Raw genomic sequence first — 22,370 nt, forward strand, 5'->3', positions numbered from 1 at the left:
AAGGAACACCATGCCGAACGGGACTTGGCGGCTCGCGGTGCTGGTCAGCAGCGCGCGTGCGGACTTCTTCGGCCCGCTGATCGCGGAGTGGTTCGCCGGCCAGGCCGGACAGCGTGCGGATCTGGCGGTCGACCTGATCCACCTGGCCGACCACGAACTGCCCGCCGCCGTCTCGCACCAGCCGTCGCCGGAGACCGCCGAGGCACTGTCCGAGGTGTCGGTGCGCCTGGCGGACGCGGACGCCTACGTCGTGGTGACGCCGGAGTACCACCAGGGCTTCCCCGCCTCACTGCGGCACTTCATCGACCGGCACTACACACAGTGGTGCGCCAAGCCGGTCGGCTTCGTCTCCTACGGCGGTCCGTCCGGGGGCCTGCGCGCGGTGGACCGACTGCGTCCGGTCTTCGCCGAGTTGCACGCCGTCCCCGTGTGTGACGCGGTCGGCTTCCACACGGTCGGGGAGCAGTTCGGCGAGGACGGCAGGCCGAAGGACGTAACGGGCCCGGCGGGCGCCGCCAAGGTACTCCTCGACCAGCTCGCCTGGTGGGCCACCGTGCTCCGCGAGGGGCGCGCCAAGTACCCGTACCAGCCGTGAAGCCGCCCACCGGCAGGCCCCGTACCTCCGCCACCGCGACCACCACCTACCCAGGGAGAGGGCACCACACCATGCCCCCAGCAGAAGCGACCCTCAGGTCCCGGACCGACGAACTGACCGCGATCAAGGAATCGGCGCGGAACGGACCCGATCCGGCCGCGACCGAACGACAGCACGCCAAGGGCAAACTGACCGCGCACGAACGCATCGCGCTGCTCTTGGACAAGGGGTCGTTCAACGAGGTCGAACCCCTGCGGCGACACCGGGCGAGCGGCTTCGGCCTGGAGCACAGGAAACCGTACAGCGATGGCGTCGTCACCGGCTGGGGCACCGTGCACGGCCGTACGGTCTTCGTCTACGCCCACGACTTCCGGATCTTCGGCGGCGCGCTCGGCGAGGCACACGCGCAGAAGATCCACAAGATCATGGACCTGGCCGAGGCCGCCGGCGCCCCGGTGGTCAGCCTGAACGACGGTGCGGGCGCCCGTATCCAGGAGGGCGTCACCGCCCTGGCCGGATACGGCGGCATCTTCCAGCGCAATACCAGGGCCTCGGGCGTCATCCCGCAGATCTCGGTGATGCTCGGCCCCTGCGCGGGCGGCGCCGCCTACAGCCCCGCGCTCACCGACTTCGTGTTCATGGTCCGTGAGACCTCGCAGATGTTCATCACCGGACCCGATGTCGTCAAGACCGTGACCGGTGAGGAGATCACCCAGAACGGCCTCGGCGGTGCCGACGTCCACGCCGGTGTCTCGGGCGTCTCCCACTTCGCGTACGACGACGAGGAGCACTGCCTGGAGGACGTGCGTTATCTCCTGTCGCTGCTGCCCTCCAACAACCGCGAGCTGTCACCCGTCGAGCCCTGCGCCGACCCGGCCGACCGGCCGGGCGACGCCCTGCTCGACCTCGTGCCGGCCGGATCGGGACAGGCCTACGACATCCGGAAGGTCATCGAGGAGATCGTCGACGACGGCGAGTACTTCGAGATACACCCGGCCTGGGCGACCAACATCGTCTGCGCACTGACCCGCTTCGACGGCCATGTCGTCGGCATCGTCGCCAACCAGCCCGCCTCCATGGCGGGTGTGCTGGACATCGAAGCCTCCGAGAAGGGCGCCCGCTTCGTCCAGTTCTGCGACGCGTTCAACATCCCGCTGGTCACCCTCGTCGACGTTCCCGGCTTCCTTCCGGGCGTGGACCAGGAGCACAACGGCATCATCCGGCGCGGAGCCAAGCTGCTGTACGCCTACTGCAACGCCACCGTGCCACGGATCTCGCTGGTGCTGCGCAAGGCGTACGGAGGCGCCTACATCGTCATGGACTCCCGGTCGATCGGCGCCGACCTGGCGCTGGCCTGGCCCACCAACGAGATCGCGGTCATGGGCGCGGAGGGTGCGGCCAACGTGGTCTTCCGGCGCGAGATCAACGCCGCCGACGACCCCCAGGCCGTACGCGAGCAGCGAATCGCGGAGTACAAGTCCGAGCTCATGCACCCCTATTACGCGGCCGAACGCGGCCTGATAGACGACGTCATCGACCCGCGCGATACCCGGTCGGTGCTGATCCGCTCACTCGCCATGCTCCGGGACAAACACGCCGACCTGCCGACGCGCAAGCACGGCAACCCCCCGCAGTAGGCAGCCGAAGAAACGGAAGCGACGACTATGACACCCCCGCCCGGGCCGCCCGCCCGGAAGTGCCAGAACGCACTGAACACCTTCCATTCCACCGTGTACTTCAGCCCCGACCTCGGCGGGCAACTGGCCGGTCGAGGCATCGACGACCCCATGGACTGTTACCTGGCGGGCCGGGCCGCGGCGCTGGGCAGAGTGGGACCGGGCGTGGTCACCGCCGTGTTCTACAACTTCCGGCACGACACCATCGCCCGGCACCTCCCGGCCCTCTGGGACCGGGTGACCCCGGACGAGGCGCTTGCCGCCCGGCTGCGCGCGGTGGACACTCTCCTGCGCCGGGTGCTGGGGGCACAGGCCCTCACGGCACGCCCGATGCGGGACGCGGCCGGGCTGGCGCTGCGCGCCGTCGAGGCGTGCGGTCGTGCCGGGCGCCCCCTCTACGCGGCCCACGCCGACCAGCAGGTGCCCGACGCGCCGCACCTGGCGTTCTGGTACGCGGCCACCCTGCTGCGAGAGCACCGCGGGGACAGTCACGTCGCCGCGCTGTGTGCCGCCGGCCTCGACGGACTCGAGGCGCTGGTCTCGCATTGCGCGAGCGGTGCGGGAATGCCGCGTGAGGCCGTCATGACCCAGCGCGGGTGGACTCGCCAGGACTGGTCCGCCGCCGAGGACCGGCTGCGCGAGCGCGGGCTGATGTCCGCGGACGGGACGCTGACCCCGCAGGGTGTCCGGCTCCGCCGGGAGCTGGAGGAGGAGACCGACCGCGGCGATCGTGATCCGTACCGGCACCTCGGCCCGGCCGGTGTCGCGGAACTCACCCGTCTCACCGAGGAATTCATACGGACCGCCGCAGCGGCCGGAGTGTTTCCCGCGGAGCTCGCGCCCTTCTTTGTGCCCACGGCACGTCGGCCGGACAGCCCGCCGACGGCGGATTTGACACAGACGTGACAGAGCCGCAGACACATCTGATACGGGAAACCTTGAATGCGTCCGCGCTACCGAAGAGGCTGTTCGTACATGGTTCCCGGCCGTGCCGCCGATATGCGAGCGGCCTGTGGAATTCCCCATGACTCGACATTCCTTCGCCGGGTCAACCGGATCAACGCATCAAGGAATGACATCGGAACGGGAAAGGCATTGGATATGGCGGACGGTGCTCCGGCGCAGTCGTACAGCACAGGATCGCTGACCCGGGGAACATTCTCCCAGCTCGACCAGCTCAGGCTGTTCGAGAGGAAATACGATCCGGTGACCCGCGCCATCATCGCAGCGCTCCCCGTGGACCGGGGCTGGCGGTGTCTGGAGCTGGGTGCCGGGGCCGGGTCGATGTCCTACTGGCTGGCGGAGCAGGTGCCCGAGGGCGGCGTGCTCGCCGCCGACATCGACGTCAGCAGGCTGGACGACGCTCGCGCCGCCAACCTGACCGTACGGCAGGCCGACATCGTCTCCGAGGAGTTCGAGGAGGGTGCCTACGACCTGGTCCTCGCGCGGGCCGTGCTCGAACACCTCAAGGACCCCGATGCGCTGCTGGCCCGTGCGAAGCGCTGGCTGGCACCCGGTGGCTGGCTGGTCGTGGAGGACTTCTACTACCTGCCCGCCGAGCACGCCGCGACCGCCGTGGGGCGCACTCTCGTCGGTGGGTACGTGCGGCGCATGCAGGAGCAGGGGGCCGACATGGGATGGGCGCGGCACCTGCCGGCCGCCCTGTCACGGGCCGGCCTGGAGTCGGTCGGGCTGCGGCTCACTCCCGCGGGGCCCGGCCAGTCCGTTGCCGACGACGAACTGATCGGCCTACGGCTGAGGCAGGAAGGCCATGCGCTGGTCGAGGGCGGCATGGTGACCGCGGACGAACTCGCGGAGTTCATGGACCTGCTCGGACGCCCGGAGGGGCGGGACATGACGACGCTCATGGTCTCCGCGTGGGCGCGGCAACCGGCGGGGTGAGCGCAGCGCCCTCCCTGCCCGTGAGGCACCACCCGAAGTCACAACCGTTTCCTTGAGGGAGCACTCATGACCGCACAGCACGTCGTCCTGGTCACCGCGGCGACGGGAAACGTCGGGCCGCACGCGGTGGCCCAGCTGCTCGAAGCCGGTGCCCGCGTCCGTGCGCTGGTCCTCCCGGACGACCCGAACGCGGGCCGTCTGCCCGACGGCGTCGAGATCTGCCACGGCGACCTCGGCGACCCGGACAGCCTCGACGCCGCCCTGGAAGGTGTCGACGGCGTCTTCCTCATGTGGCCCTTCTTCAGCCTCCCCGTCGACACCGCCCCCGCCGTGCTGAAGAAGATCGAGGCCACGGCACGGCGCGTCGCCTTCGTCTCGTCCGTCGGCGTGCACATCGGCCTCGAGCCGGTGGACAACAACTGCCACGCCTACATCGAGCAACTGCTCGAGCGGACCACCCTTGAGTGGACCTTCCTGCGGACCACCGGATTCCACTGCAACGCCATGGGATTCGTCCAGCAGATCCGTACCGGCGACGTCGTGCGTTACCCGTACGGCGCGGCCACCCGGACCTCCGTGCACGAGGCGGACCTCGCCGCCGTCGGCGCCAAGGCGCTCACCAGCGACGGTCACGCCCACAAGAAGTACCTCGTCACCGGCCCCGAAGAGCTCTCCCAGGCGGCACAGCTGCGCATCATCGGCGAGGTGACCGGGCGGGAACTGTCCTGGCAGGACATCGAACACGGCGCTGCCCGGCAGGCCATGGTGGACAGCGGCTGGCCGCCCTCGTACGCGGACGGGGCGCTCGACTACTTCGCGACGCTCACCAAGGAGCCCGAAGTGAGTTCGAACGTCGTGGCGGAGGTGACCGGAAAGCCGGCCCGCACCTTCCGTTCCTGGGCCCTCGAGCACGCCGACGCACTCCGCTGAGCGGCGACAGCCTCACGGACACCACCTACGGAGTTCCCATGACAGAAGTGCCCGCTCACGAGCCCGGCTTCGTCACCTTCGACACCCTGACGGCCGAGCAGCCCGAGACGGCCGACGCGCTGGTCGACGCCATCGTCGCCGAGGCCGCCGGGCGGCTGCGCCACAGCCCGGGGTTCCTCTCCTCCCGCGTCCATGTGAGCCCCGACCGGCGGACGGTGATCCACCGCGCTGTGTGGCGCGGCGCTGCGGACCACCACGCCGCCTTCCCGGACGGCGGCGACGCCGGTGTGTCGACGGCACTGGCGAACAGGCCAGGCGTGCGCACGGCGACGGCCTTCCGGGGCTCTCCGGCCCCCGGCATCAACGGACCCCAGCTCGGCCGGCAGCCGGGATGGGTGGCCGTCGCGACGCGTCACCTGCGCGACCGGGAGTCCTACGACGCCCTGACGGACCTGCTGGCCCGCAGCGGCGAATGGAAGCGTCACCACCCGGGCTTCATCTCGGCCACGCCGCACATCAGCCCGGACGGCCTGACCTTCGTCAACTACGCGATGTGGGCGGACGCCGACTCCTACCGCGCGTGGATGGCCGACCCGAGGATCTCCGAGGGGCAGGAAGAGATAGCCCGTCTCGAAGGCGCCCCGCCCGAGTACGTCCTGTGCACCGTGGCCGCCGACATCGAGGCCGCGTGAGCACGCTCCGTACGGCTGGGGCCAGGACGTGGGCCCCGCTGTCCGCTCCGTTGAACCTGGCACACCGAACCCCGGTGTCCACAGCACGATGAACCGAAGGGCCGCACCACGATGACCGCCGCCACGAGCAGGTCTCTGCGAATCGAGATCGCACTCGACCTCACCTGTGTCCACTCCTACATAGGGTTCACCCGTTTCGAGCGGGTCGCCGATCGCCACCGGGCGGCGGGCGGCGAACTCGACGTGGTGTTCCTCCCCTTCCAGGTCTCTCCCGACGCGCCACCGGAGGGCCGGCCGCTGGCCGAGGTGCACCTCGGGTTCTTCGGCAGCGCCGAGCAGGCCGCTCAGGCCACGGCGAGCATGGCGGCCGTCGGCGCCAAGGACGGCCTGAAGCTGAACTTCGAGCGCGCCGTGCATGTGAACACCTTCGAGGCCCACCGGCTCCTGGCCGCCGCGGCTCGCCAGGGCCTGGGCGAGCCGATGGCCGAGCGCATCTTCCGCGCCTACCTGACCGACGGGCTGAACATCGGCGACCGAACCACCCTGGACCGGCTCGCCGCCGAGACCGGCGTCCGGCCGAGCCCGGCCGGTGCCGGGGAACTGCGGGCCGAACTGGCCCGGGTGCGGGCTCTCGGCATCCGCTCCGTACCGCAGTTCGATTTCGGCGGCGGGATCCGCCTGACCGGCGCACAGCCCGAGGAGACGATCCAGCGGGCCTTCGAGGCCGCCGCCGCGGGCGGCAGCTGAATCCGCTGTTCCACCCCACCCGCACACCGTTCCCAACCTTGGAGAACCTCATGAGACCAGGACGCTTACGTCACACCTGGGCCGCCACCGCCGCCGGCGCGCTGCTGGTCCTCACCGCCACGACGGGCCTGAGCACCGCCGCCGCCCAGCCCATGACCGCCCGGCTCTCCGCGGACCGGTCTGCCGCCCAGGAACAGGCCCTTCAGGTCCTGGAGCTCAAGTCCTCCGTCGCAGGACTCACCGCGCCGACCACCGCGCGCCCCGGCCCCACCACGTTCCGGGTGTCCACCACGGACCCCGCCTCGGGCTGGATATCGCTGGTCCGTCCGAAGCCCGGCGTGACCTTCGAGAGCTTCCGCTCCTCCATCCTGAAAATCATCAACGCGGTCGGGCCCGACATCGTCGAGGGCAGCGCCGAGATGCGGCAGAAGGCGGAGCTGCTCGGCGGCACGGTGATCCACCCGAATCTTCCGGCATCCTTCACCAGGACCCTGACGCCGGGCACGTACTGGTTCTTCGACTACCGGAACATCCGGGACGCGAACCCGCGCCACAGCGTCATTCAGGTCAGCGGCACCGTCCGAACCGGCACCGCACCGGCCCCCACCGCCACCCTCACCGGCCAGATGGTCGACGGCCGGCCGCGCTGGAACCTGAACGGCACCGTGCAGGCGGGTCGTCCGATCCTCTTCCGCAACGCCATGCCCGACGGCCAGTTCATCGAGGCCATCTTCTTCCGCCTCGCGGACGACGTCACCGAGGAAGACGTCCAGGCCTACGTCAACGACTTCGGCGACACCGGCGCGTTCCCGGACTACACCGGGCCCCTCGACCTGGAGCAGGGCACCGGCGGTCTGCCCATGGACAGCGGGGAGACCTCGCTGCTCGAACTCACGCTCCAGCCGGGCCGCTACGTCGTGGTCGACTTCTTCAGCGATGCCAAGGACGGCAGCAGCCTCATCAAGCGCGGTCACTGGAAGATCTTCGAAGTCAAGTGACCTCCGGATGTTCACCGGGCCCTACGGGCCTGTGGGGCCCGGTGTCTGCCGTATCTCCCTCTCTATTCCTTCCCTTTCCCTCTTCTTTCTCACCGGGAACCGTGGCGACGGAGGCGACGACCATGAACCTGACCAACGCGACTGCCGAGACGCTCATACGCATCGAAAGCGGTGCCCCTGACGACGACGAACTGGCCGCGGTCACCGCGGTTCTGCTCGCCCGGTTCGCGGCGCCGGCGGACGACACGGACGTGGACGAGGGCCGGGCCGTTGCCCGCTGGCGTCGCCTGGAGCGCATGTCCGGCCATCGCACGCCGCGCAGCTGGCAGAGCGCGACGCCGCGCAGGGGCGGACGGGCTGCGTGAGCGAGGAGGTCACCCGCATGGCAGGGTTGTTGGATTCCGATGCTCCGGACGTCCGTGGCATCACTCTCGACGCCGACGGCATTCCGGTCTCGGGCCTGGTCGCCGTACCCCGCCACCGGCCGCCGCGGGCCGTGGTGGTCGCCGTGCACGGTGGCGGTATGCGGGCCGGCTACTTCGACAGCCGATCCCGCCCCGGGCTTTCGCTGCTGGCCCTGGGGGCCGAACTCGGATACACCGTGCTGGCCGTGGACCGTCCCGGCTACGGCCTCTTTGCCGCCCGGCTGCCCAGAGGGCAGACGATCGAGGAGCAGGCGGCCACCCTGCGTGCCGCGCTCGCCGACTTCGCGGCCGGCCACGACACCGGCGCGGGCTACTTCCTGGTTGCCCACTCCTACGGCGGCAAACCGGCCCTGGCCGCCGCGGCGCACGAACGCGGCGACACCCTGCTCGGCCTGGACATCTCCGGCCTGGGCAGCCGGTTCGCCGTCGAACCGCACCAGCTGCCGGGCGCGGGCGGCCGCGGCGACTGGCGCAGGCACTGGGGTGCCCTGCGGCTCTATCCGCCGGACGCCTTCCGGCTCGGCCGCGCACTGGTCTCCCCGGTGCCGACCCGTGAAGCGGAAGAGGGGCTGCGGTGGCCCGAGCTGTATCCCCGTATCGCCGCCCGGGTACGGGTGCCGGTCCGCTTCACCTTCGCCGAGCAGGAGCGGTGGTGGCGGTTCGACAAGGAGGCGATCGCCGCGCTCCGGCGCCCGCTGGCGGCACCCAGGGTGGTGATCGACCATCAGCCGGACGCCGGGCACAACATCAGCCTCGGGTGGGCGGCCCGCACGTACCACCTTCGTGCGCTCGCCTTCCTGGAGGAATGCCTCCTGGCACGCGATGCGGCGGCCCCGGTCGCCCGCCCGCGGGCCCTGCGGCCGCAGACGGTGACCGATCCGACGCAGGAGCTGGACGCCGCCCTGCACTGACATGACGCTGCCCCTCACCGAGATCCGGACGAAAGGCGGGAACGTGAGTACGAACGGACTGGGGCGCAAACGCCCGACCCCCGAAACCCCGATCCTCGAAACCCTGATCCTCGAGACCCTGATCCTCGAGACCTTGATGCTCGAAGAGCCCGGCACCCATCGGCCCGCGCTCCTCGCCGGTGAGGAGGGGGACAACCCCGACCCCCACATCTTCCGCGGAATCGACTGAACCGGCCCCGTGGGAACAGTGATGACGAGTCAGCACGGCGACGCCCCACACCGTGGCGGCGCGCCATCTTCCCGAGCGCGGGCCCGATGAGGAGCACCTTCGCCAACGTCTTCCAGTCCCTGACGGTCCGCAACTTTCGGCTGTTCGCGGCGGGCCAGCTCGTCTCCGTCTGCGGCACCTGGATGATGGTCGTGGCGCAGGACTGGCTGGTGCTCTCCCTGACCGGTGATTCGGCCTCGGCCCTAGGGCTGATCACGGCCCTGCAGTTCGCGCCCCTGCTGCTGTTCACGCTCCACGCGGGGGGCCTCGCGGACCGCTACGACAAGCGCCGGCTGCTGATGGGCGCGAACCTCTCCTCCTGCGTGCTGGCCGTGCTGCTCGGTGTGCTGGTCCTGGCGGGCGGGGTGCGGCTGTGGCACGTCGGTCTGTTCGCCCTGGGACTGGGCTTGGTGAATGCCGTCGAAGTGCCGGCCCGGATGTCGTTCGTCAGCGAACTCGTCGGCGCCGACCTGCTGCCCAACGCGTCCGCGCTGAGCGCTGCCTACTTCAACTCCGCGCGGGTGCTGGGCCCGGCCGTGGCCGGCCTGCTGATCGGCTGGTTCGGTACCGGCACCGTGATGCTGCTGAACGCGGTGACCTATCTGGCGACGGTCGCCGGGCTGTGCCTGATGCGCCCCGCCGAGCTGCACCGAACCTCCGACCGGCCTCGGCGCGCCCGAGTCACGGACGGGATCAGGCATGTGGCGGCCCAGCCGGATCTGCTGTTGCCGCTGGCCCTGGTCGCGGTGGTCGGCATGCTGGGCTTCAACTTCCAGCTCACCCTGCCGCTGCTCGCCAAGACGGTCTTTCACGCCGATGTCGCCGCCTTCGGGCTGCTCACCACGGCGCTCGCGGTCGGCTCGCTCGGGGCGGCCTTCGCCACGACGCTGCGCCGGGGCAGGCCGCCGCTCGGTCTCGTCATCGGAACGGCGGCCGTATTCGGCGCGCTGGAGATGCTCGCGGGTCTCGCACCGACCTACACCACGGCCGGGGTCCTGCTGTTCCTCACAGGCTTCGCGTCCATCTGTTTCGCGCAGGCGGCCAATCACCGGATCCAGCTGGGCGCCGACCCGGCCTACCGGGGCCGGGTCATGGCGCTCTACACCCTGGTCTTCCAGGGCACCACCCCGCTGGGAGCCCTCGTCATCGGCGGCCTCGCCGCGTCCCTGGGAGCCCGGTCCGGTCTCCTCATCGGCGGAACGGCCTCACTCCTCGCCGCCGGCGTCGCACTCGCTGTCCACCTGCGCGGGGCCCGTCGCGGCGCGGACACGGCGGGTGCGGGCGAGCCCCGGGACACCATCCACCCCGACACCCCCAGCCGGGGCTCCCCACCCGTGGCTCCCATGGCGCCGGTTGCTGCTCCACCTGCCGTGCGCGATGAGTGACCGGCGCCGACGCGTCGTGCCTGTGGGTGATCAGGAAGACGGCCTGCGCCAGTGGTGCGCCAGCGAAACCAAGACGCTGGTGCCCGGAGCCGGACTCGAACCGGCACGCCCGCGAAGGGGCAGCGAGGTTTAAGCTCGCCGTGTCTGCATTCCACCATCCGGGCAGGCCATGGGCTCCGCATCGAGGTTCCGAGACTATCGGGACGGGTCCCCCGAACAGCGGAAGGGTGGACCGATGTTGTCTTATTTTATTGACGTCTGAGGGTGCATCAGCACACGGAATGCGCCATCCGCACTTGCCACCAGCCTTGCGTGCGAGCTTCGACGGCGCATACGGAATGACGGAATTTCACCGTCTGAACAAGGGCACTCCACCTGTTCCTGACACCCGGCCCCCTCAGGGGCGTTCGTCATCCCCAGGTATGACACTGCCCCTCGCGGTCAGACCGCAGTCGGCCCTCGGAACCGGAACAACGGGTGACTACACGGCGGCGTCGGGCCCGGACGATGGAACGAGTCCTGCCCAGAACACAGCCGTCCGACAGGAGTGCCATCCCGTGACCACCGCACCGCTCACCGACCGGGCCACCGCCGTGGCCGCGCGCGCCACGGATCTGTCGAAGATCTACGGACAGGGTGAGGCCCGGGTGGTCGCCCTGGACCGGGTCTCCGTCGACTTCCGGCAGGCCGAGTTCACCGCGATCATGGGCCCCTCCGGCTCCGGCAAGTCGACCCTGATGCACTGCGTGGCCGGTCTCGACACCTTCTCCTCCGGGTCGGTGCGCATCGGCGACACCGAGCTCGGCTCCCTGAAGGACAAGCAGCTCACCAAGCTGCGCCGGGACAAGATCGGCTTCATCTTCCAGGCGTTCAACCTGCTGCCGACCCTGACGGCCCTGGAGAACATCACCCTTCCGATGGACATCGCGGGCCGCAAGCCGGACCGGCAGTGGCTGGACTCCGTCATCCGGATGGTCGGTCTGGCGGACCGGCTCGGCCACCGGCCCGCACAGCTGTCGGGCGGTCAGCAGCAGCGCGTCGCCGTGGCGCGGGCGCTGGCCTCCAGGCCCGAGATCATCTTCGGTGACGAGCCCACCGGAAACCTCGACTCGCGCTCCGGCGCCGAGGTGCTGGGCTTCCTGCGCAACTCCGTGCGCGAACTGGGCCAGACGGTGGTGATGGTGACCCACGACCCGGTGGCCGCGGCCTACGCGGACCGGGTCGTCTTCCTCGCGGACGGCCGGATCGTCGACGAGATGTACGGGCCGACGGCCGACTCGGTGCTCGACCGCATGAAGCGGTTCGACGCCAAGGGCCACCGCACCAGCTGATCCCCCGTCAGGACCGACAGGACTGAGAAGAAGCAAACACCATGTTCCGTACCGCCTTGCGCAACGTGCTCGCGCACAAGGCCCGGCTCCTGATGACCGTGCTCGCCGTGATGCTCGGCGTGGCCTTCGTGTCGGGGACCCTGGTCTTCACCAACACCATCTCCGACGCCTTCCAGAAGAGTTCCGCCAAGGGCTTCGACCAGGTCGACGTCGCCATGACAGCGGACTACCAGGACGCCGAGGGCGACCGGGTCGGCAAGCTCCACGACCTGACCCAGGCCGTCCTCGACAAGAGTGAGCGCGTTCCCGGAGCCGCGTCCGCCATCGGGGTCGTGCAGGGCTTCACCGCCATCGCCGACAAGGACGGCAAGCTGATCGGCGAGGGCTTCCAGTCGCAGGGCGGCAACTACTGGGGCACCAAGGACCCCCGCTACCCGCTGACCAGCGGACACGCCCCCAAGGGCAAGGGCGAGATCCTCATCGACTCCGAGACGGCCAAGCGCGCCGGGTACAAGGTCGGGGACACCGTCCGCATGTCGGTCGACGGGCCGGTCCTGACCCCGAGGATCACCGGCATCTTCACCACCGACGACGGCAATGTCGCGGCCGGCGGCAGCCTCACCCTGTTCGACACGGCGACCGCCCAGCAGCTGTTCGGCAAGGCGGGCGTGTACGACCAGATCGACGTCAAGGCGAAGCCGGGCGTCAGCCAGGCCGCGCTGAAGGCGGAGCTGGACAAGGCGCTGCCCGAGGACACCGTCTCGACCACCACCGGCAAGCAGCTCGCCGACGACCAGGCGGAGTCGATCGCCCGGTCGATGAGCGGCATGCGGAGGGCCCTGCTGGTCTTCGCGGGCATCGCCCTGTTCGTCGGCACGTTCATCATCGCCAACACCTTCACCATGCTGGTCGCACAGCGCACCAGGGAGCTGGCGCTGATGCGGGCGGTCGGCGCCTCCCGCCGGCAGGTGACGCGGTCGGTGCTCATCGAGGCGTTCGTGGTCGGCGCGGTCGCCGCCGTGACCGGACTCGTCGCGGGCATCGGCATCGGGGCCGGACTGCGCTCGCTGATGGGCTCGTTCGGCGGGACCGTGCCCGACGGGCCGCTGATCGTCAAGCCCGCCACGATCGTCGCCGCGCTCGCGGTCGGCATCCTGGTGACCATGCTGGCGGCGTGGCTGCCGGGCCGCCGGGCCGCGAAGATCCCGCCGGTGGCGGCCATGAACAGCGTGCACGCCAAGGCCACGACCAAGTCGCTGGTGCTGCGCAACACGCTGGGCGCCCTGGTCTCGGCCGCGGGCGTCGCGGTCATCCTGGCGGCCACGACGATGGACGGCTCGGACGGCCAGATGCCCATGGGCCTCGGCGCGGTGCTGCTGATCATCGGCGTGTTCATCCTGACCCCGCTGCTGTCCCGCCCGCTGATCGCCGCCGCGGCTCCCGCGCTGCGCGCCTTCGGCATCTCCGGCAAGCTGGCCCGGCAGAACTCGGTGCGCAACCCGCGCCGTACGGCCGCCACCGCCTCCGCGCTGATGATCGGCCTGACCCTGATCACCGGTATGACGGTGATGGCGGGCAGCCTCCAGCAGGCCATCGAGAAGATGGCGTCGTCGTCGATCAAGGCGGACTACGTGGTGTCCATGGCGAACGGCAACGCGCTGTCGCCGGACGTCGACAAGAAGCTGGAGCAGGCCGACGACGTCACCGCCACCAGCCCGCTGACCAACGCCGCCTCCCGTATCGACGGCGAGACCGAGTACCTGACCGGCGTCAACGGCCCCGCGATCGGCGACCTGGTGGGCCCGAAGGTCGACGACGGCTCCTTCAAGGTCGGCGGCACCCAGGTCGTGGTGGACAGCGAGACCGCCAAGTCCAGGGGCTGGCAGGCCGGTTCCGGCTTCACCGTCTCCTACGAGGACGGCAAGAAGCAGCGGCTGACGGTCGCCGGCACCTACGAGAGCAACGAGTTCCTCCGCGGCATCCTGCTCGACGAGGCGACCCTCGCCCCGCACGTCTCGGACCCGTACGTCATGCAGGTCATGGTGAAGACCGCAGGCGGCGCGTCCGGCGCCGTGCAGGACAAGCTGGAGAAGGCCCTCGGCACCAATCCGGCCATCAAGGTCCAGGACAAGAAGGACATCTCCAACGAGATCGCGCAGATGTTCACGCTGATGCTGAACATGGTCTACGGCCTGCTCGCGATGGCGGTGATCGTGGCGGTCCTCGGGGTCATCAACACCCTGGCGATGTCGGTCTTCGAGCGCTCCCAGGAGATCGGCATGCTCCGGGCGATCGGCCTGGACCGCAAGGGCATCAAGCGGATGGTCCGCCTGGAGTCCCTGGTGATCTCCCTGTTCGGCGGGGTGCTGGGCATCGGACTGGGCGTCTTCTTCGGCTGGGCGGCCGGGGAGCTGCTGGCCACGAAGCTGGCGACCTACGAACTGGTCCTGCCCTGGGCCCGGATGGGTGTCTTCCTGCTGCTCGCCGCGACGGTGGGTGTCCTCGCCGCGCTGTGGCCGGCCCGGCGCGCGGCCCGGCTGAACATGCTGGAGGCGATCAAGGCGGAGTAGCCGGCGCGGCAGGGGCCCCTTTCCCACAGTGGGAAAGGGGCCCCTTCGACGTCTCGGTTCCAGGTCCGGGCGGACCCTGCCGCACGCGGCCACGGGGCAACGCGGACAGGCTGTGCGGGTGCCGTTGCGCGGCCCGGAGGGGGGCCGGGGGCCGCGTCGCCCGTTCGGCAACCCCGCGGGCCTGCGGCCCCCACGCCCGGAACGGGCCGCGAGTGCGGTCCCGGTTTTCCCTCTCCCCGGCCACCACACCGAACGGCCCCGGTCCCCCGCCGGCAGGAACCGGGGCCCTTCCGCGTTCAGTTCCAGGTACGGGCGCGCAGGGGCATGCCCGACTGCCCCGATTCGCAGGTCCGCACGGCCAGGATCTGGTTGACGCCGATGCGGTTGCGTTCGAAGGCGAGCGCGGAGGCGGCCATGTACAGACGCCACACGCGGGCCCGGCCGGGGCTGGTGAGCTGGACGGCACGCTGCCAGTCGGCCTCCAGGCGGGCGACCCACTGCCGCAGGGTGAGGCCGTAGTGCTCGCGGATCGACTCGACGTCGCGCACCTCGAACCCTGCGCGCTCCAGCTGGTTGACGGTGACGCCGACGGGCTGGAGCTCGCCGTCGGGGAAGACGTAGGAGTCGATGAACGCGTCGACGTCGTACGCCGTCTCGTCCCGCTGCGGGCGGCGGGCGATCTGGTGGTTGAGGAGCCGCCCGCCGGACTTCAGCAACCCGTGCAGGTCGGTGGCGTACTCCAGGTACCGCTCGGCGCCGACGTGTTCGGCCATGCCGATGGAGGAGATCGCGTCGTAGGGCCCGTCGCGGACGTCGCGGTAGTCCTGGACGCGGATCTCGACCTTGTCGGTGAGGCCCTCGTCGGCGACGCGCTTGCGGGCGTACGCGGCCTGCTCCTGGGAGAGCGTGACGCCGACGACGCTCACGCCGTGCTCGCGGGCGGCGTGGACGGCCATGGAGCCCCAGCCGCAGCCGACGTCGAGCAGCCGCTGGCCGGGGCGCAGGCCGAGCTTGCGGCAGACCAGTTCGAGCTTGTCGTGCTGGGCCTGTTCGAGGGTGCTGTCGGGGCTGGGCCAGTAGGCGCAGGAGTACACCATGGACGGGCCGAGGACGATCTCGTAGAAGTCGTTGCCGACGTCGTAGTGGTGGCTGATGGCGCGTCTGTCGGTGCGCTTGGTGTGCAGGTTGCGGCGGGGCCGGCGTGCCTCCTCGCGGGGCGGGGCGGGCGGCAGCGGGGTCCCGGCGAGCTTGACGAGCCCGCGTACGGCGTCGCGGAACTCGGGGTCGCGCAGGGCCTGGGCGAGGGTGCGGGCGTCCTCGTCGCGCTCCCAGATGTGACCGGCCAGCAGGTCGAGGGTGGTGTAGAGGTCGCCGTCGATGTCGAGATCGCCCGCCACCCAGGCCCGGGCCAGGCCGAGTTCTCCCGGCTTCCACAGCAGGCGGCGCAGGGCTCGGCGGTTGCGTACGACGAGGATCGGCGCGCCCGGCGGGCCCGCCTGTGAACCGTCCCAGGCGCGGATGCGCACGGGTAGTGGTGCTCCCAGCAACTGTGCGAAGAGGCCCTGCAGCCGCGGCGCGGCGTCTGCCATGGTGTACACCTCCGTGACGGGGAATCCCGGAATGTCCGACACCACGTAAACACCTGCGGGGCCTTGGCGCAGTCCCGGCACGCGTCACGTCTGGGCAGAACCACTACCCCGAAGGAAAGCCGCGGGAACGCCGAAGGACCTCCCGCACCACGGATGGCGGGAGGTCCTTTCGTCAAGCGGGGGAGCGACCGGAGGTCAGGAGGCCTTGGCCTTCTCCTCGGTCTTCGCCTTGGAGGCCGCGGCGACCGGGGCCGGCTTGGCGGCCTCGTAGAACTCCTCGCGCGGCGTCTCGATGGCGCCGAGCGAGACGACCTCGCGCTTGAGGAACATGCCGAGCGTCCAGTCGGCGAAGACGCGGATCTTGCGGTTCCAGGTCGGCATCGCCATGCCGTGGTAGCCACGGTGCATGTACCAGGCGAGACGGCCCTTGAGCTTGATCTTCATCTTGCCCATGACGATCATCGCGACGCCCTTGTGGAGGCCGAGACCGGCCACCGCTCCCTTGTTGGCGTGGGAGTAGTCCTTCTGCGGGAAGCCCCGCATGCCGGACAGGACGTTGTCGCCGAGGACCCGGGCCTGACGCAGCGCGTGCTGCGCGTTCGGCGGGCACCAGGCGTTCTCGTTGCCCGCCTTGCGGCCGGCGAGGTCCGGGACCTGGGCGTTGTCGCCCGCGGCCCAGATGTAGTCGGTGCCCTTGACCTGGAGCGTGGGCTCGCAGTCGACGTGGCCGCGGGGCCCGAGGGGCAGGCCGTAGCGGGTGAGGACCGGGTTGGGCTTGACGCCGGCGGTCCAGACGATCGTGTTGGAGTCGACCTCGAGGCCGTTCTTCAGCACCACGTGGCCGTCGACGCAGGAGTCCATGGAGGTGGACAGGTAGACCTCGACGCCGCGGCCCTCGAGGTGCTCCTTGCCGTACTTGCCGAGCTTGGGACCGACCTCGGGGAGGATCTTGTCGGCGGCGTCGACCAGGATGAAGCGCATGTCCTCACGGGACACGTTCTTGTAGTACTTGGCCGCGTCGCGGGCCATGTCCTCGACCTCGCCGATGGTCTCCGCACCGGCGAAACCGCCGCCCACGAAGACGAAGGTGAGCGCCTTGCGGCGGATCTCCTCGTCGTTGGTGGAGTCGGCCTTGTCGAGCTGCTCGAGGACGTGGTTGCGCAGGCCGATGGCCTCCTCGATGCCCTTCATGCCGATGCCCTGCTCGGCGAGGCCGGGGATCGGGAAGGTGCGGGAGACCGCGCCGAGCGCGACGACCAGGTAGTCGAAGGGCAGCTCGTACGCCTCGCCGACCAGCGGCGCGATCGTTGCGACCTTGCGGTCCTGGTCGATGGTGGTGACCCGGCCGGTGAGGACCTCCGCCTTCGGCAGCACGCGTCGCAGCGGGACGACGACATGGCGCGGGGAGATGTTGCCGGCGGCGGCTTCGGGGAGGAAGGGCTGGTAGGTCATGTACGACCGGGGGTCGACGACCGTGACGGTCGCCTCTCCGTAACGCATCTTCTTGAGGATGCGCCGAGCTGCGTACAGGCCTACGTACCCACCGCCTACTACGAGGATCCTGGGACGCTCCGTGGTGCTCATGCCATCGAGTATCCACCCGCTTCAGGGGGGTGGCTCGTGCGCCCCTTCACAAGCTCCGTCAGGGGGTGTGTTATCCTCCGCGACCCCCGTGATCCATGTCATGGTGACAACCGGGCTCCTTTGTGCACCCCGTGTCGTTGTCAATGCCGCGTGAGCTGCCTCTCTGGCTCGCCGACCCCCCTGTGAGTCCTCCGCCGGACGCTCCTGCGACCTCCTGCCCAGGCGCACCCATACCATGCTTCTGAACATGTTCAAAGGCCCATCGGACCCCCAGAAGGGTCAACGCGGCCCTTCTCGTCGCCCTCGAGTGCCGAATTCCTTGTGAAGAACTTCACGAACTTTTCCGGGAGGCTGCTCCCGGGGGCTCGCGCGAGCCGCCCGGACGCGCTCAAACGTGATCCTTGCCTGCTCAGAAGCGGGCTAGGCGACGGACCAGGCGATGCCGTCGAGGATGTCGTGCTCGCTGACCACGACCTCCTCCGCGCCGATCCGCTCCATGATCGACAGCAGCACGAGGGCCCCCGCCCCGATCACGTCGACCCGGCCCGGGTGCATGGAGGGCACGGCCGCGCGCTCGGCGTGTGTGGAGCGCAGCAGCCACTCGGTGATCTCGCGGACCCGGTCGTGGGAGACACGGGAGTGGTGGATGGCGGCCGAGTCGTACTCGGGCAGCTCCTGGGCGATCGCCGACACGGTCGTCACGGACCCGGCGAGGCCCACCAGCGTGCGGGCCTCGCGCAGCGGAACCGTCTCCTCGGCGAGGTCGAGGGCGGCCTCGATGTCCGCCCGCATCGCGGCGATCTGCTCCTCGGCCGGCGGGTCGCTCACCACCCCGTCCCGGACCAGGTGCCGCTCGGTCATGCGGACACAGCCGATGTCCACCGAGCGTGCCGCGCGGACCTGGTCGTCGCCGACGACGAACTCGGTCGAGCCGCCGCCGATGTCCACCACGAGGTAGGGCTTCGGAAGGTGGTCGCGCCCGGCGAGCTCCTTGGTGGCACCGGTGAAGGAGAACTCGGCTTCCTGGTCCCCGGAGATCACCTCGGGCTCGACGCCCAGGATGTCCAGCACCCCGCGCACGAACTCGTCCCGGTTCTCGGCGTCCCGGGAGGCGGAGGTCGCCACGAACCGCAGCCGCTGCGCCCCGTGCTCCTTGATGATCCCGGCGTACTCGCGACAGGCCGCGAAGGTCCGCTGCAGCGCCTCGGGGGCGAGCCGGCCGGTGCGGTCGACGCCCTGCCCGAGCCGCACGATCGTCATACGGCGGTCCAGGTCGACCAGCTCGCCGGTGGCGCCCGCGCCGGAGGCTCTATTGGACACAGTGGCGTCGGCGACGAGGAGCCGGATGGAGTTCGTACCGCAGTCCACGGCGGCGACACGGGTCACTGGGCGTCCTCCTCGGCGGCCGTCACGCACGGGCCCTTGAGCCACCACTCCGGCAGCATCCCGATGGCCTCGTCCCCGAGCGGGTTCACGCCCGGCCCCGCGGCCAGCGAGTGCGCCACCAGCACGTGCAGGCACTTCACCCGGTCCGGCATGCCGCCCGCGCTGGGGAAGTTCTGCAGCTCCTCGATCTCGTCACGGCGCCTGATGTAGTCCTCGTGCGCCGCTTGATACGCCGCCGCCAGCTCCGGATCCGAGGCCAGCCGCTCGGTCATCTCCTTCATCACGCCGTTCGCCTCCAGCGTGCCGATCGCCGAGGCGGCGCGCGGGCACGTCAGGTAGTACAGCGTGGGGAACGGCGTGCCGTCCGGCAGCCGCGGGGCCGTCTCGACGACGTCGGGCTGCCCGCACGGGCACCGGTGCGCGATCGCGCGCAGGCCGCGCGGGGGCCGGCCGAGCTGCTGCTTGAAGGCCTCGACGTCCGCGTCGGTGGGCTCGGTGCGCGGAGTGGTCGGCGGGGGCGTTTCCATGACTGTGTTCAGGCTGTCTTTCTCTGGGTGCTGTCTCGGGTCACGTTCACTGGTCGGAGGCGTCGGCCTTGTCGACCCCGTCCCAGACGTTGGAGTACCAGGGGCGGTCGGCCGCCCCGAGGTCGGCGTGCGACTGCCGCGCCGCGTGCGGATCGACGACGATGAACCCCGTCTCCCCCGGCATGACGTAGTGCAACCGCTTCCGGATCTGCTGCTCGGCGTACGCGTCGTCCTGCCAGCGCGCCTTCTGGTCGCGCAGCCGTTCGACGCGCTGCCGGGCCTGCTGCTGTTCGCGCTGGAGGTCGTCGATCTCGGCGCGCTGCGAGACGTACTCCCGCATCGGGTAGGCCAGGGCCACGATCAGCGAGCACATCACCAGGGCTAGCAGCGCGGCCCGGCCGGTGAGCCGGGAGCGGCGGGCCTGGCGCTTGGTCTGGGAGCGGTAGACCCGGGCCGCGGTCTGCTCGCCGAGCAGCCGGATCCTGGTCGCGGTGGAGAACCGGTCCCGGTCCTTCACGGCCATGTCTGTCCGCCTCCCGCTCCACCGTCATACGCGCGTACGTCCCCGGACACGGTACGGGACCGGGTACGGGGACGTACGTACGACGCTGCCTCTTACGGGTCGGGTCAGCCCTTGAAGCGCGGGAACGCGCTGCGGCCGGCGTAGACCGCCGCGTCGTCGAGGATCTCCTCGATGCGCAGCAGCTGGTTGTACTTGGCGACGCGCTCGGAGCGGGCCGGGGCGCCGGTCTTGATCTGGCCGCAGTTGGTGGCGACCGCCAGGTCGGCGATGGTGACGTCCTCGGTCTCGCCGGAGCGGTGGGACATCATGCACTTGAAGCCGTTGCGCTGGGCCAGCTCGACGGCGTCCAGGGTCTCGGTGAGCGAACCGATCTGGTTGACCTTGACCAGGAGCGCGTTGGCCGCGCCCTCCTCGATGCCGCGGGCCAGGCGCTCGGGGTTGGTGACGAACAGGTCGTCGCCGACGAGCTGGACCTTGTCACCGAGCTTGTCGGTGATGGTCTTCCAGCCCTCCCAGTCGTCCTCGAACAGCGGGTCCTCGATGGAGACGAGCGGGTACGCGTCGACGAGCTCCGCGTAGTACTCGGTCATCTCGGCGGCCGAGCGGTCCTTGCCCTCGAAGGTGTAGACGCCGTCCTTGTAGAACTCGGACGCGGCGACGTCGAGGGCCAGGGCGATCTGCTCGCCGGGGGTGTAGCCGGCCTCGTTGATCGCCTCCAGGATGAGGTCGAGGGCCTCGCGGTTGGAGCCGAGGTTCGGGGCGAAGCCGCCCTCGTCGCCGAGGCCGGTGGCCAGGCCCTTCGACTTCAGGACCTTCTTCAGCGTGTGGTAGACCTCGGCGCCCCAGCGCAGGGCCTCGGAGAAGGACTCCGCGCCGATCGGGGCGATCATGAACTCCTGGATGTCCACGTTGGAGTCGGCGTGCGAGCCGCCGTTCAGGATGTTCATCATCGGCACCGGCAGCAGGTGCGCGTTCGGGCCGCCCAGGTAGCGGAACAGCGGCAGGTCGCTGGCCTCGGAGGCGGCGTGGGCGACGGCGAGGGAGACGCCGAGGATGGCGTTGGCGCCGAGGGAGCCCTTGTTGTCGGTGGCGTCCAGGTCGAACATCGCCTGGTCGATCAGGCGCTGCTCGGTGGCGTCGTAGCCGACCAGCTCCGGGCCGATCTGCTCGATGACCGCGAGGACGGCCTTCTCCACACCCTTGCCGAGGTACCGGTTCGAGTCGCCGTCGCGCAGCTCGATGGCCTCGAAGGCGCCCGTGGAGGCGCCGGACGGGACGGCGGCACGACCGGTGCTGCCGTCGTCGAGGCCGACCTCGACCTCGACCGTGGGGTTGCCTCGGGAGTCCAGGATTTCCCGGGCTACGACGACGTCGATGGACGGCACGAGCATCTCCTTCTTGGTGTGACGCGGGTACGCGGGCCGCTCGGACCCTGCGTGGTGCGGGCCGCGGTGGCTCGCGACATGAGCCTAACCGGCTCCGCGCGATCGGCCACCGGGTCGCCCACCCCATGGACAGAACCGAGAGTAAATTGTTTCCGAACGGAACAAAGCCGGATCGCAAAGACCGGCAGAAAAAACCCCGCCCCGGTGCGCACGGGGGAACGCACACCGGGGCGGGGAGCCCGTGGGGACGGGGGTGGGCCGCTGCTTACTTCAGGTGCAGCTGCTGGCCCGGGTAGATGAGGTTGGCGTCGTCGACGATGTCCTTGTTCAGCTCGAACAGCTTCTCCCAGCCGCCCTCGACCTTGCGCTCGGTCGCGATGGAGCTGAGGGTGTCGCCCTTGACGACCTTGTACTCGCCGTCGCCCTTCTTGACCTTCTTGCCGGTCGGGGTGGTGACGGTCTTCTTCGCGGCCGGACGCTCCTCGGAACGGGAGGCCGGCTGCTGCTGGGTCTCGCGGGTCTCGGTGCTCTGCTGCGCGGAGTCGCTCGAGGAGCCGCCGCCGCTGTAGCCGGCGCTCGACAGGCCCTTGCCGCAGACCGGCCAGGCACCCTTGCCCTGGCTCGCGAGGACCTTCTCGGCGATCTCGATCTGCTGGGCCTTGGTGGCCTGGTCGGCGGTGGAGGCGTACTTGGTGCCGCCGTAGCCGGACCAGGTGGAGGCGGAGAACTGCAGACCGCCGTAGTAGCCGTTGCCGGTGTTGATGGACCAGTTGCCGCCGGACTCGCACTGGGCGACGGTGTCCCACTCGGAGGCGGTGGCGGCGGAGGCGTTGCCGGCCGCCATCAGCGGGGCGGCGACGGCGGCACCGGTGACACCGGCGATGGCGATGACCCGAGAGGCCTTGGACGGACGGCGGTGCGTGCCCTTGCCGGAAAACAGCATGGA

The 22,370-nt window shown here is 70.2% G+C and carries 21 protein-coding genes and 1 tRNA gene; 14 read left to right on the forward strand and 8 right to left on the reverse strand.

Features of this window, described 5'->3' with window-relative positions:
* Positions 1–10 precede the first annotated feature (10 nt).
* The 12 genes from ACIBNA_RS18735 (at position 11) to ACIBNA_RS18790 (ending at position 10,529) form a co-directional block, all read left to right on the forward strand.
* A complete protein-coding gene (locus ACIBNA_RS18735) occupies positions 11–595 on the forward strand; it encodes an NADPH-dependent FMN reductase (protein ID WP_399166298.1) in 585 nt (194 codons plus the stop codon).
* A gap of 71 nt (positions 596–666) precedes the next feature.
* Positions 667–2,232: an acyl-CoA carboxylase subunit beta gene (locus ACIBNA_RS18740; protein WP_399166299.1), complete on the forward strand. Its 1,566-nt coding sequence runs from the start codon at positions 667–669 to the stop codon at positions 2,230–2,232.
* 27 nt (positions 2,233–2,259) lie between these two features.
* A complete protein-coding gene (locus ACIBNA_RS18745) occupies positions 2,260–3,177 on the forward strand; it encodes a hypothetical protein (protein WP_399166300.1) in 918 nt (305 codons plus the stop codon).
* A gap of 195 nt (positions 3,178–3,372) precedes the next feature.
* On the forward strand, positions 3,373–4,173 hold the full coding sequence (locus ACIBNA_RS18750) for a class I SAM-dependent methyltransferase (protein WP_399166301.1): 801 nt from the start codon (positions 3,373–3,375) through the stop codon (positions 4,171–4,173).
* Between the two features lie 66 nt (positions 4,174–4,239).
* Entirely contained in the window at positions 4,240–5,103 is an 864-nt protein-coding gene (locus tag ACIBNA_RS18755; RefSeq protein ID WP_399166302.1) for an NAD(P)H-binding protein, read from the forward strand.
* 38 nt (positions 5,104–5,141) lie between these two features.
* Positions 5,142–5,795 (forward strand): putative quinol monooxygenase, encoded by a 654-nt coding sequence (locus tag ACIBNA_RS18760; protein WP_399166303.1) that lies wholly within the window; start codon positions 5,142–5,144, stop codon positions 5,793–5,795.
* A gap of 111 nt (positions 5,796–5,906) precedes the next feature.
* Positions 5,907–6,542, forward strand: coding sequence for a DsbA family protein (locus tag ACIBNA_RS18765; RefSeq protein WP_399166304.1), 636 nt, complete (start codon positions 5,907–5,909; stop codon positions 6,540–6,542).
* Positions 6,543–6,592: 50 nt separating this feature from the next.
* Positions 6,593–7,540 (forward strand): hypothetical protein, encoded by a 948-nt coding sequence (locus ACIBNA_RS18770; RefSeq protein WP_399166305.1) that lies wholly within the window; start codon positions 6,593–6,595, stop codon positions 7,538–7,540.
* Between the two features lie 128 nt (positions 7,541–7,668).
* Positions 7,669–7,905, forward strand: coding sequence for an acyl-CoA carboxylase subunit epsilon (locus ACIBNA_RS18775; protein ID WP_399166369.1), 237 nt, complete (start codon positions 7,669–7,671; stop codon positions 7,903–7,905).
* A gap of 17 nt (positions 7,906–7,922) precedes the next feature.
* Entirely contained in the window at positions 7,923–8,876 is a 954-nt protein-coding gene (locus ACIBNA_RS18780) for an alpha/beta hydrolase (RefSeq protein ID WP_399166306.1), read from the forward strand.
* 43 nt (positions 8,877–8,919) lie between these two features.
* On the forward strand, positions 8,920–9,105 hold the full coding sequence (locus tag ACIBNA_RS18785; RefSeq protein ID WP_399166307.1) for a hypothetical protein: 186 nt from the start codon (positions 8,920–8,922) through the stop codon (positions 9,103–9,105).
* A gap of 86 nt (positions 9,106–9,191) precedes the next feature.
* Positions 9,192–10,529, forward strand: coding sequence for an MFS transporter (locus ACIBNA_RS18790; protein ID WP_399166308.1), 1,338 nt, complete (start codon positions 9,192–9,194; stop codon positions 10,527–10,529).
* A gap of 77 nt (positions 10,530–10,606) precedes the next feature.
* Here ACIBNA_RS18790 and ACIBNA_RS18795 read toward each other — a convergent pair.
* Positions 10,607–10,693 (reverse strand) — tRNA-Leu (locus ACIBNA_RS18795).
* A 393-nt stretch (positions 10,694–11,086) separates the two neighbouring features.
* On the opposite strand from ACIBNA_RS18795, the gene ACIBNA_RS18800 reads away from it, so the two are divergent.
* Both ACIBNA_RS18800 and ACIBNA_RS18805 read left to right on the forward strand, forming a co-directional pair.
* A complete protein-coding gene (locus ACIBNA_RS18800; RefSeq protein ID WP_399166309.1) occupies positions 11,087–11,860 on the forward strand; it encodes an ABC transporter ATP-binding protein in 774 nt (257 codons plus the stop codon).
* A gap of 41 nt (positions 11,861–11,901) precedes the next feature.
* The gene (locus tag ACIBNA_RS18805) at positions 11,902–14,430 is read left to right on the forward strand and encodes an ABC transporter permease (protein ID WP_399166310.1); all 2,529 of its coding nucleotides are present in this window, start codon (positions 11,902–11,904) and stop codon (positions 14,428–14,430) included.
* A 296-nt stretch (positions 14,431–14,726) separates the two neighbouring features.
* Here the strand turns inward: ACIBNA_RS18805 and ACIBNA_RS18810 are convergent, their stop codons facing one another.
* The 7 genes from ACIBNA_RS18810 to ACIBNA_RS18840 form a co-directional block, all read right to left on the reverse strand.
* On the reverse strand, positions 14,727–16,019 hold the full coding sequence (locus ACIBNA_RS18810; RefSeq protein ID WP_399166311.1) for a class I SAM-dependent methyltransferase: 1,293 nt from the start codon (positions 16,017–16,019) through the stop codon (positions 14,727–14,729).
* A gap of 195 nt (positions 16,020–16,214) precedes the next feature.
* Positions 16,215–17,603 (reverse strand): NAD(P)/FAD-dependent oxidoreductase, encoded by a 1,389-nt coding sequence (locus ACIBNA_RS18815; protein ID WP_399166312.1) that lies wholly within the window; start codon positions 17,601–17,603, stop codon positions 16,215–16,217.
* A gap of 420 nt (positions 17,604–18,023) precedes the next feature.
* Complete coding sequence (locus ACIBNA_RS18820; RefSeq protein ID WP_399166313.1) at positions 18,024–18,989, reverse strand: exopolyphosphatase; 966 nt, start codon at positions 18,987–18,989, stop codon at positions 18,024–18,026.
* The gene (locus tag ACIBNA_RS18825) at positions 18,986–19,516 is read right to left on the reverse strand and encodes a DUF501 domain-containing protein (RefSeq protein WP_274816861.1); all 531 of its coding nucleotides are present in this window, start codon (positions 19,514–19,516) and stop codon (positions 18,986–18,988) included. Before ACIBNA_RS18825 ends, ACIBNA_RS18820 begins: the two co-directional genes overlap by 4 nt.
* 46 nt (positions 19,517–19,562) lie before the next feature.
* On the reverse strand, positions 19,563–20,039 hold the full coding sequence (locus ACIBNA_RS18830) for a septum formation initiator family protein (protein WP_356927656.1): 477 nt from the start codon (positions 20,037–20,039) through the stop codon (positions 19,563–19,565).
* A gap of 104 nt (positions 20,040–20,143) precedes the next feature.
* On the reverse strand, positions 20,144–21,424 hold the full coding sequence (gene eno, locus ACIBNA_RS18835; RefSeq protein WP_059424418.1) for a phosphopyruvate hydratase: 1,281 nt from the start codon (positions 21,422–21,424) through the stop codon (positions 20,144–20,146).
* 265 nt (positions 21,425–21,689) lie between these two features.
* Positions 21,690–22,367 carry a transglycosylase family protein gene (locus ACIBNA_RS18840; protein WP_399166314.1) on the reverse strand — a complete coding sequence of 226 codons (678 nt, stop codon included), beginning with the start codon at positions 22,365–22,367 and terminating at the stop codon, positions 21,690–21,692.
* Positions 22,368–22,370: the final 3 nt, after the last annotated feature.

Origin of the sequence: Streptomyces sp. NPDC050164, from assembly GCF_044459945.1 — a bacterium.
In the GTDB taxonomy this organism is placed as follows: Bacteria; Actinomycetota; Actinomycetes; order Streptomycetales; family Streptomycetaceae; genus Streptomyces; species Streptomyces coeruleorubidus_A.

What these genes read in the sequence shown, in the direction of transcription:
- ACIBNA_RS18735 (WP_399166298.1), top strand. Translation starts at nt 11, where the DNA reads ATGCCGAACGGGACTTGGCGGCTCGCGGTGCTGGTCAGCAGCGCGCGT.
- ACIBNA_RS18740 (WP_399166299.1), top strand. Translation starts at nt 667, where the DNA reads ATGCCCCCAGCAGAAGCGACCCTCAGGTCCCGGACCGACGAACTGACC.
- ACIBNA_RS18745 (WP_399166300.1), top strand. Translation starts at nt 2,260, where the DNA reads ATGACACCCCCGCCCGGGCCGCCCGCCCGGAAGTGCCAGAACGCACTG.
- ACIBNA_RS18750 (WP_399166301.1), top strand. Translation starts at nt 3,373, where the DNA reads ATGGCGGACGGTGCTCCGGCGCAGTCGTACAGCACAGGATCGCTGACC.
- ACIBNA_RS18755 (WP_399166302.1), top strand. Translation starts at nt 4,240, where the DNA reads ATGACCGCACAGCACGTCGTCCTGGTCACCGCGGCGACGGGAAACGTC.
- ACIBNA_RS18760 (WP_399166303.1), top strand. Translation starts at nt 5,142, where the DNA reads ATGACAGAAGTGCCCGCTCACGAGCCCGGCTTCGTCACCTTCGACACC.
- ACIBNA_RS18765 (WP_399166304.1), top strand. Translation starts at nt 5,907, where the DNA reads ATGACCGCCGCCACGAGCAGGTCTCTGCGAATCGAGATCGCACTCGAC.
- ACIBNA_RS18770 (WP_399166305.1), top strand. Translation starts at nt 6,593, where the DNA reads ATGAGACCAGGACGCTTACGTCACACCTGGGCCGCCACCGCCGCCGGC.
- ACIBNA_RS18780 (WP_399166306.1), top strand. Translation starts at nt 7,923, where the DNA reads ATGGCAGGGTTGTTGGATTCCGATGCTCCGGACGTCCGTGGCATCACT.
- ACIBNA_RS18790 (WP_399166308.1), top strand. Translation starts at nt 9,192, where the DNA reads ATGAGGAGCACCTTCGCCAACGTCTTCCAGTCCCTGACGGTCCGCAAC.
- ACIBNA_RS18805 (WP_399166310.1), top strand. Translation starts at nt 11,902, where the DNA reads ATGTTCCGTACCGCCTTGCGCAACGTGCTCGCGCACAAGGCCCGGCTC.
- ACIBNA_RS18810 (WP_399166311.1), bottom strand. Translation starts at nt 16,019, where the DNA reads ATGGCAGACGCCGCGCCGCGGCTGCAGGGCCTCTTCGCACAGTTGCTG.
- ACIBNA_RS18815 (WP_399166312.1), bottom strand. Translation starts at nt 17,603, where the DNA reads ATGAGCACCACGGAGCGTCCCAGGATCCTCGTAGTAGGCGGTGGGTAC.
- ACIBNA_RS18825 (WP_274816861.1), bottom strand. Translation starts at nt 19,516, where the DNA reads ATGGAAACGCCCCCGCCGACCACTCCGCGCACCGAGCCCACCGACGCG.
- ACIBNA_RS18830 (WP_356927656.1), bottom strand. Translation starts at nt 20,039, where the DNA reads ATGGCCGTGAAGGACCGGGACCGGTTCTCCACCGCGACCAGGATCCGG.
- ACIBNA_RS18840 (WP_399166314.1), bottom strand. Translation starts at nt 22,367, where the DNA reads ATGCTGTTTTCCGGCAAGGGCACGCACCGCCGTCCGTCCAAGGCCTCT.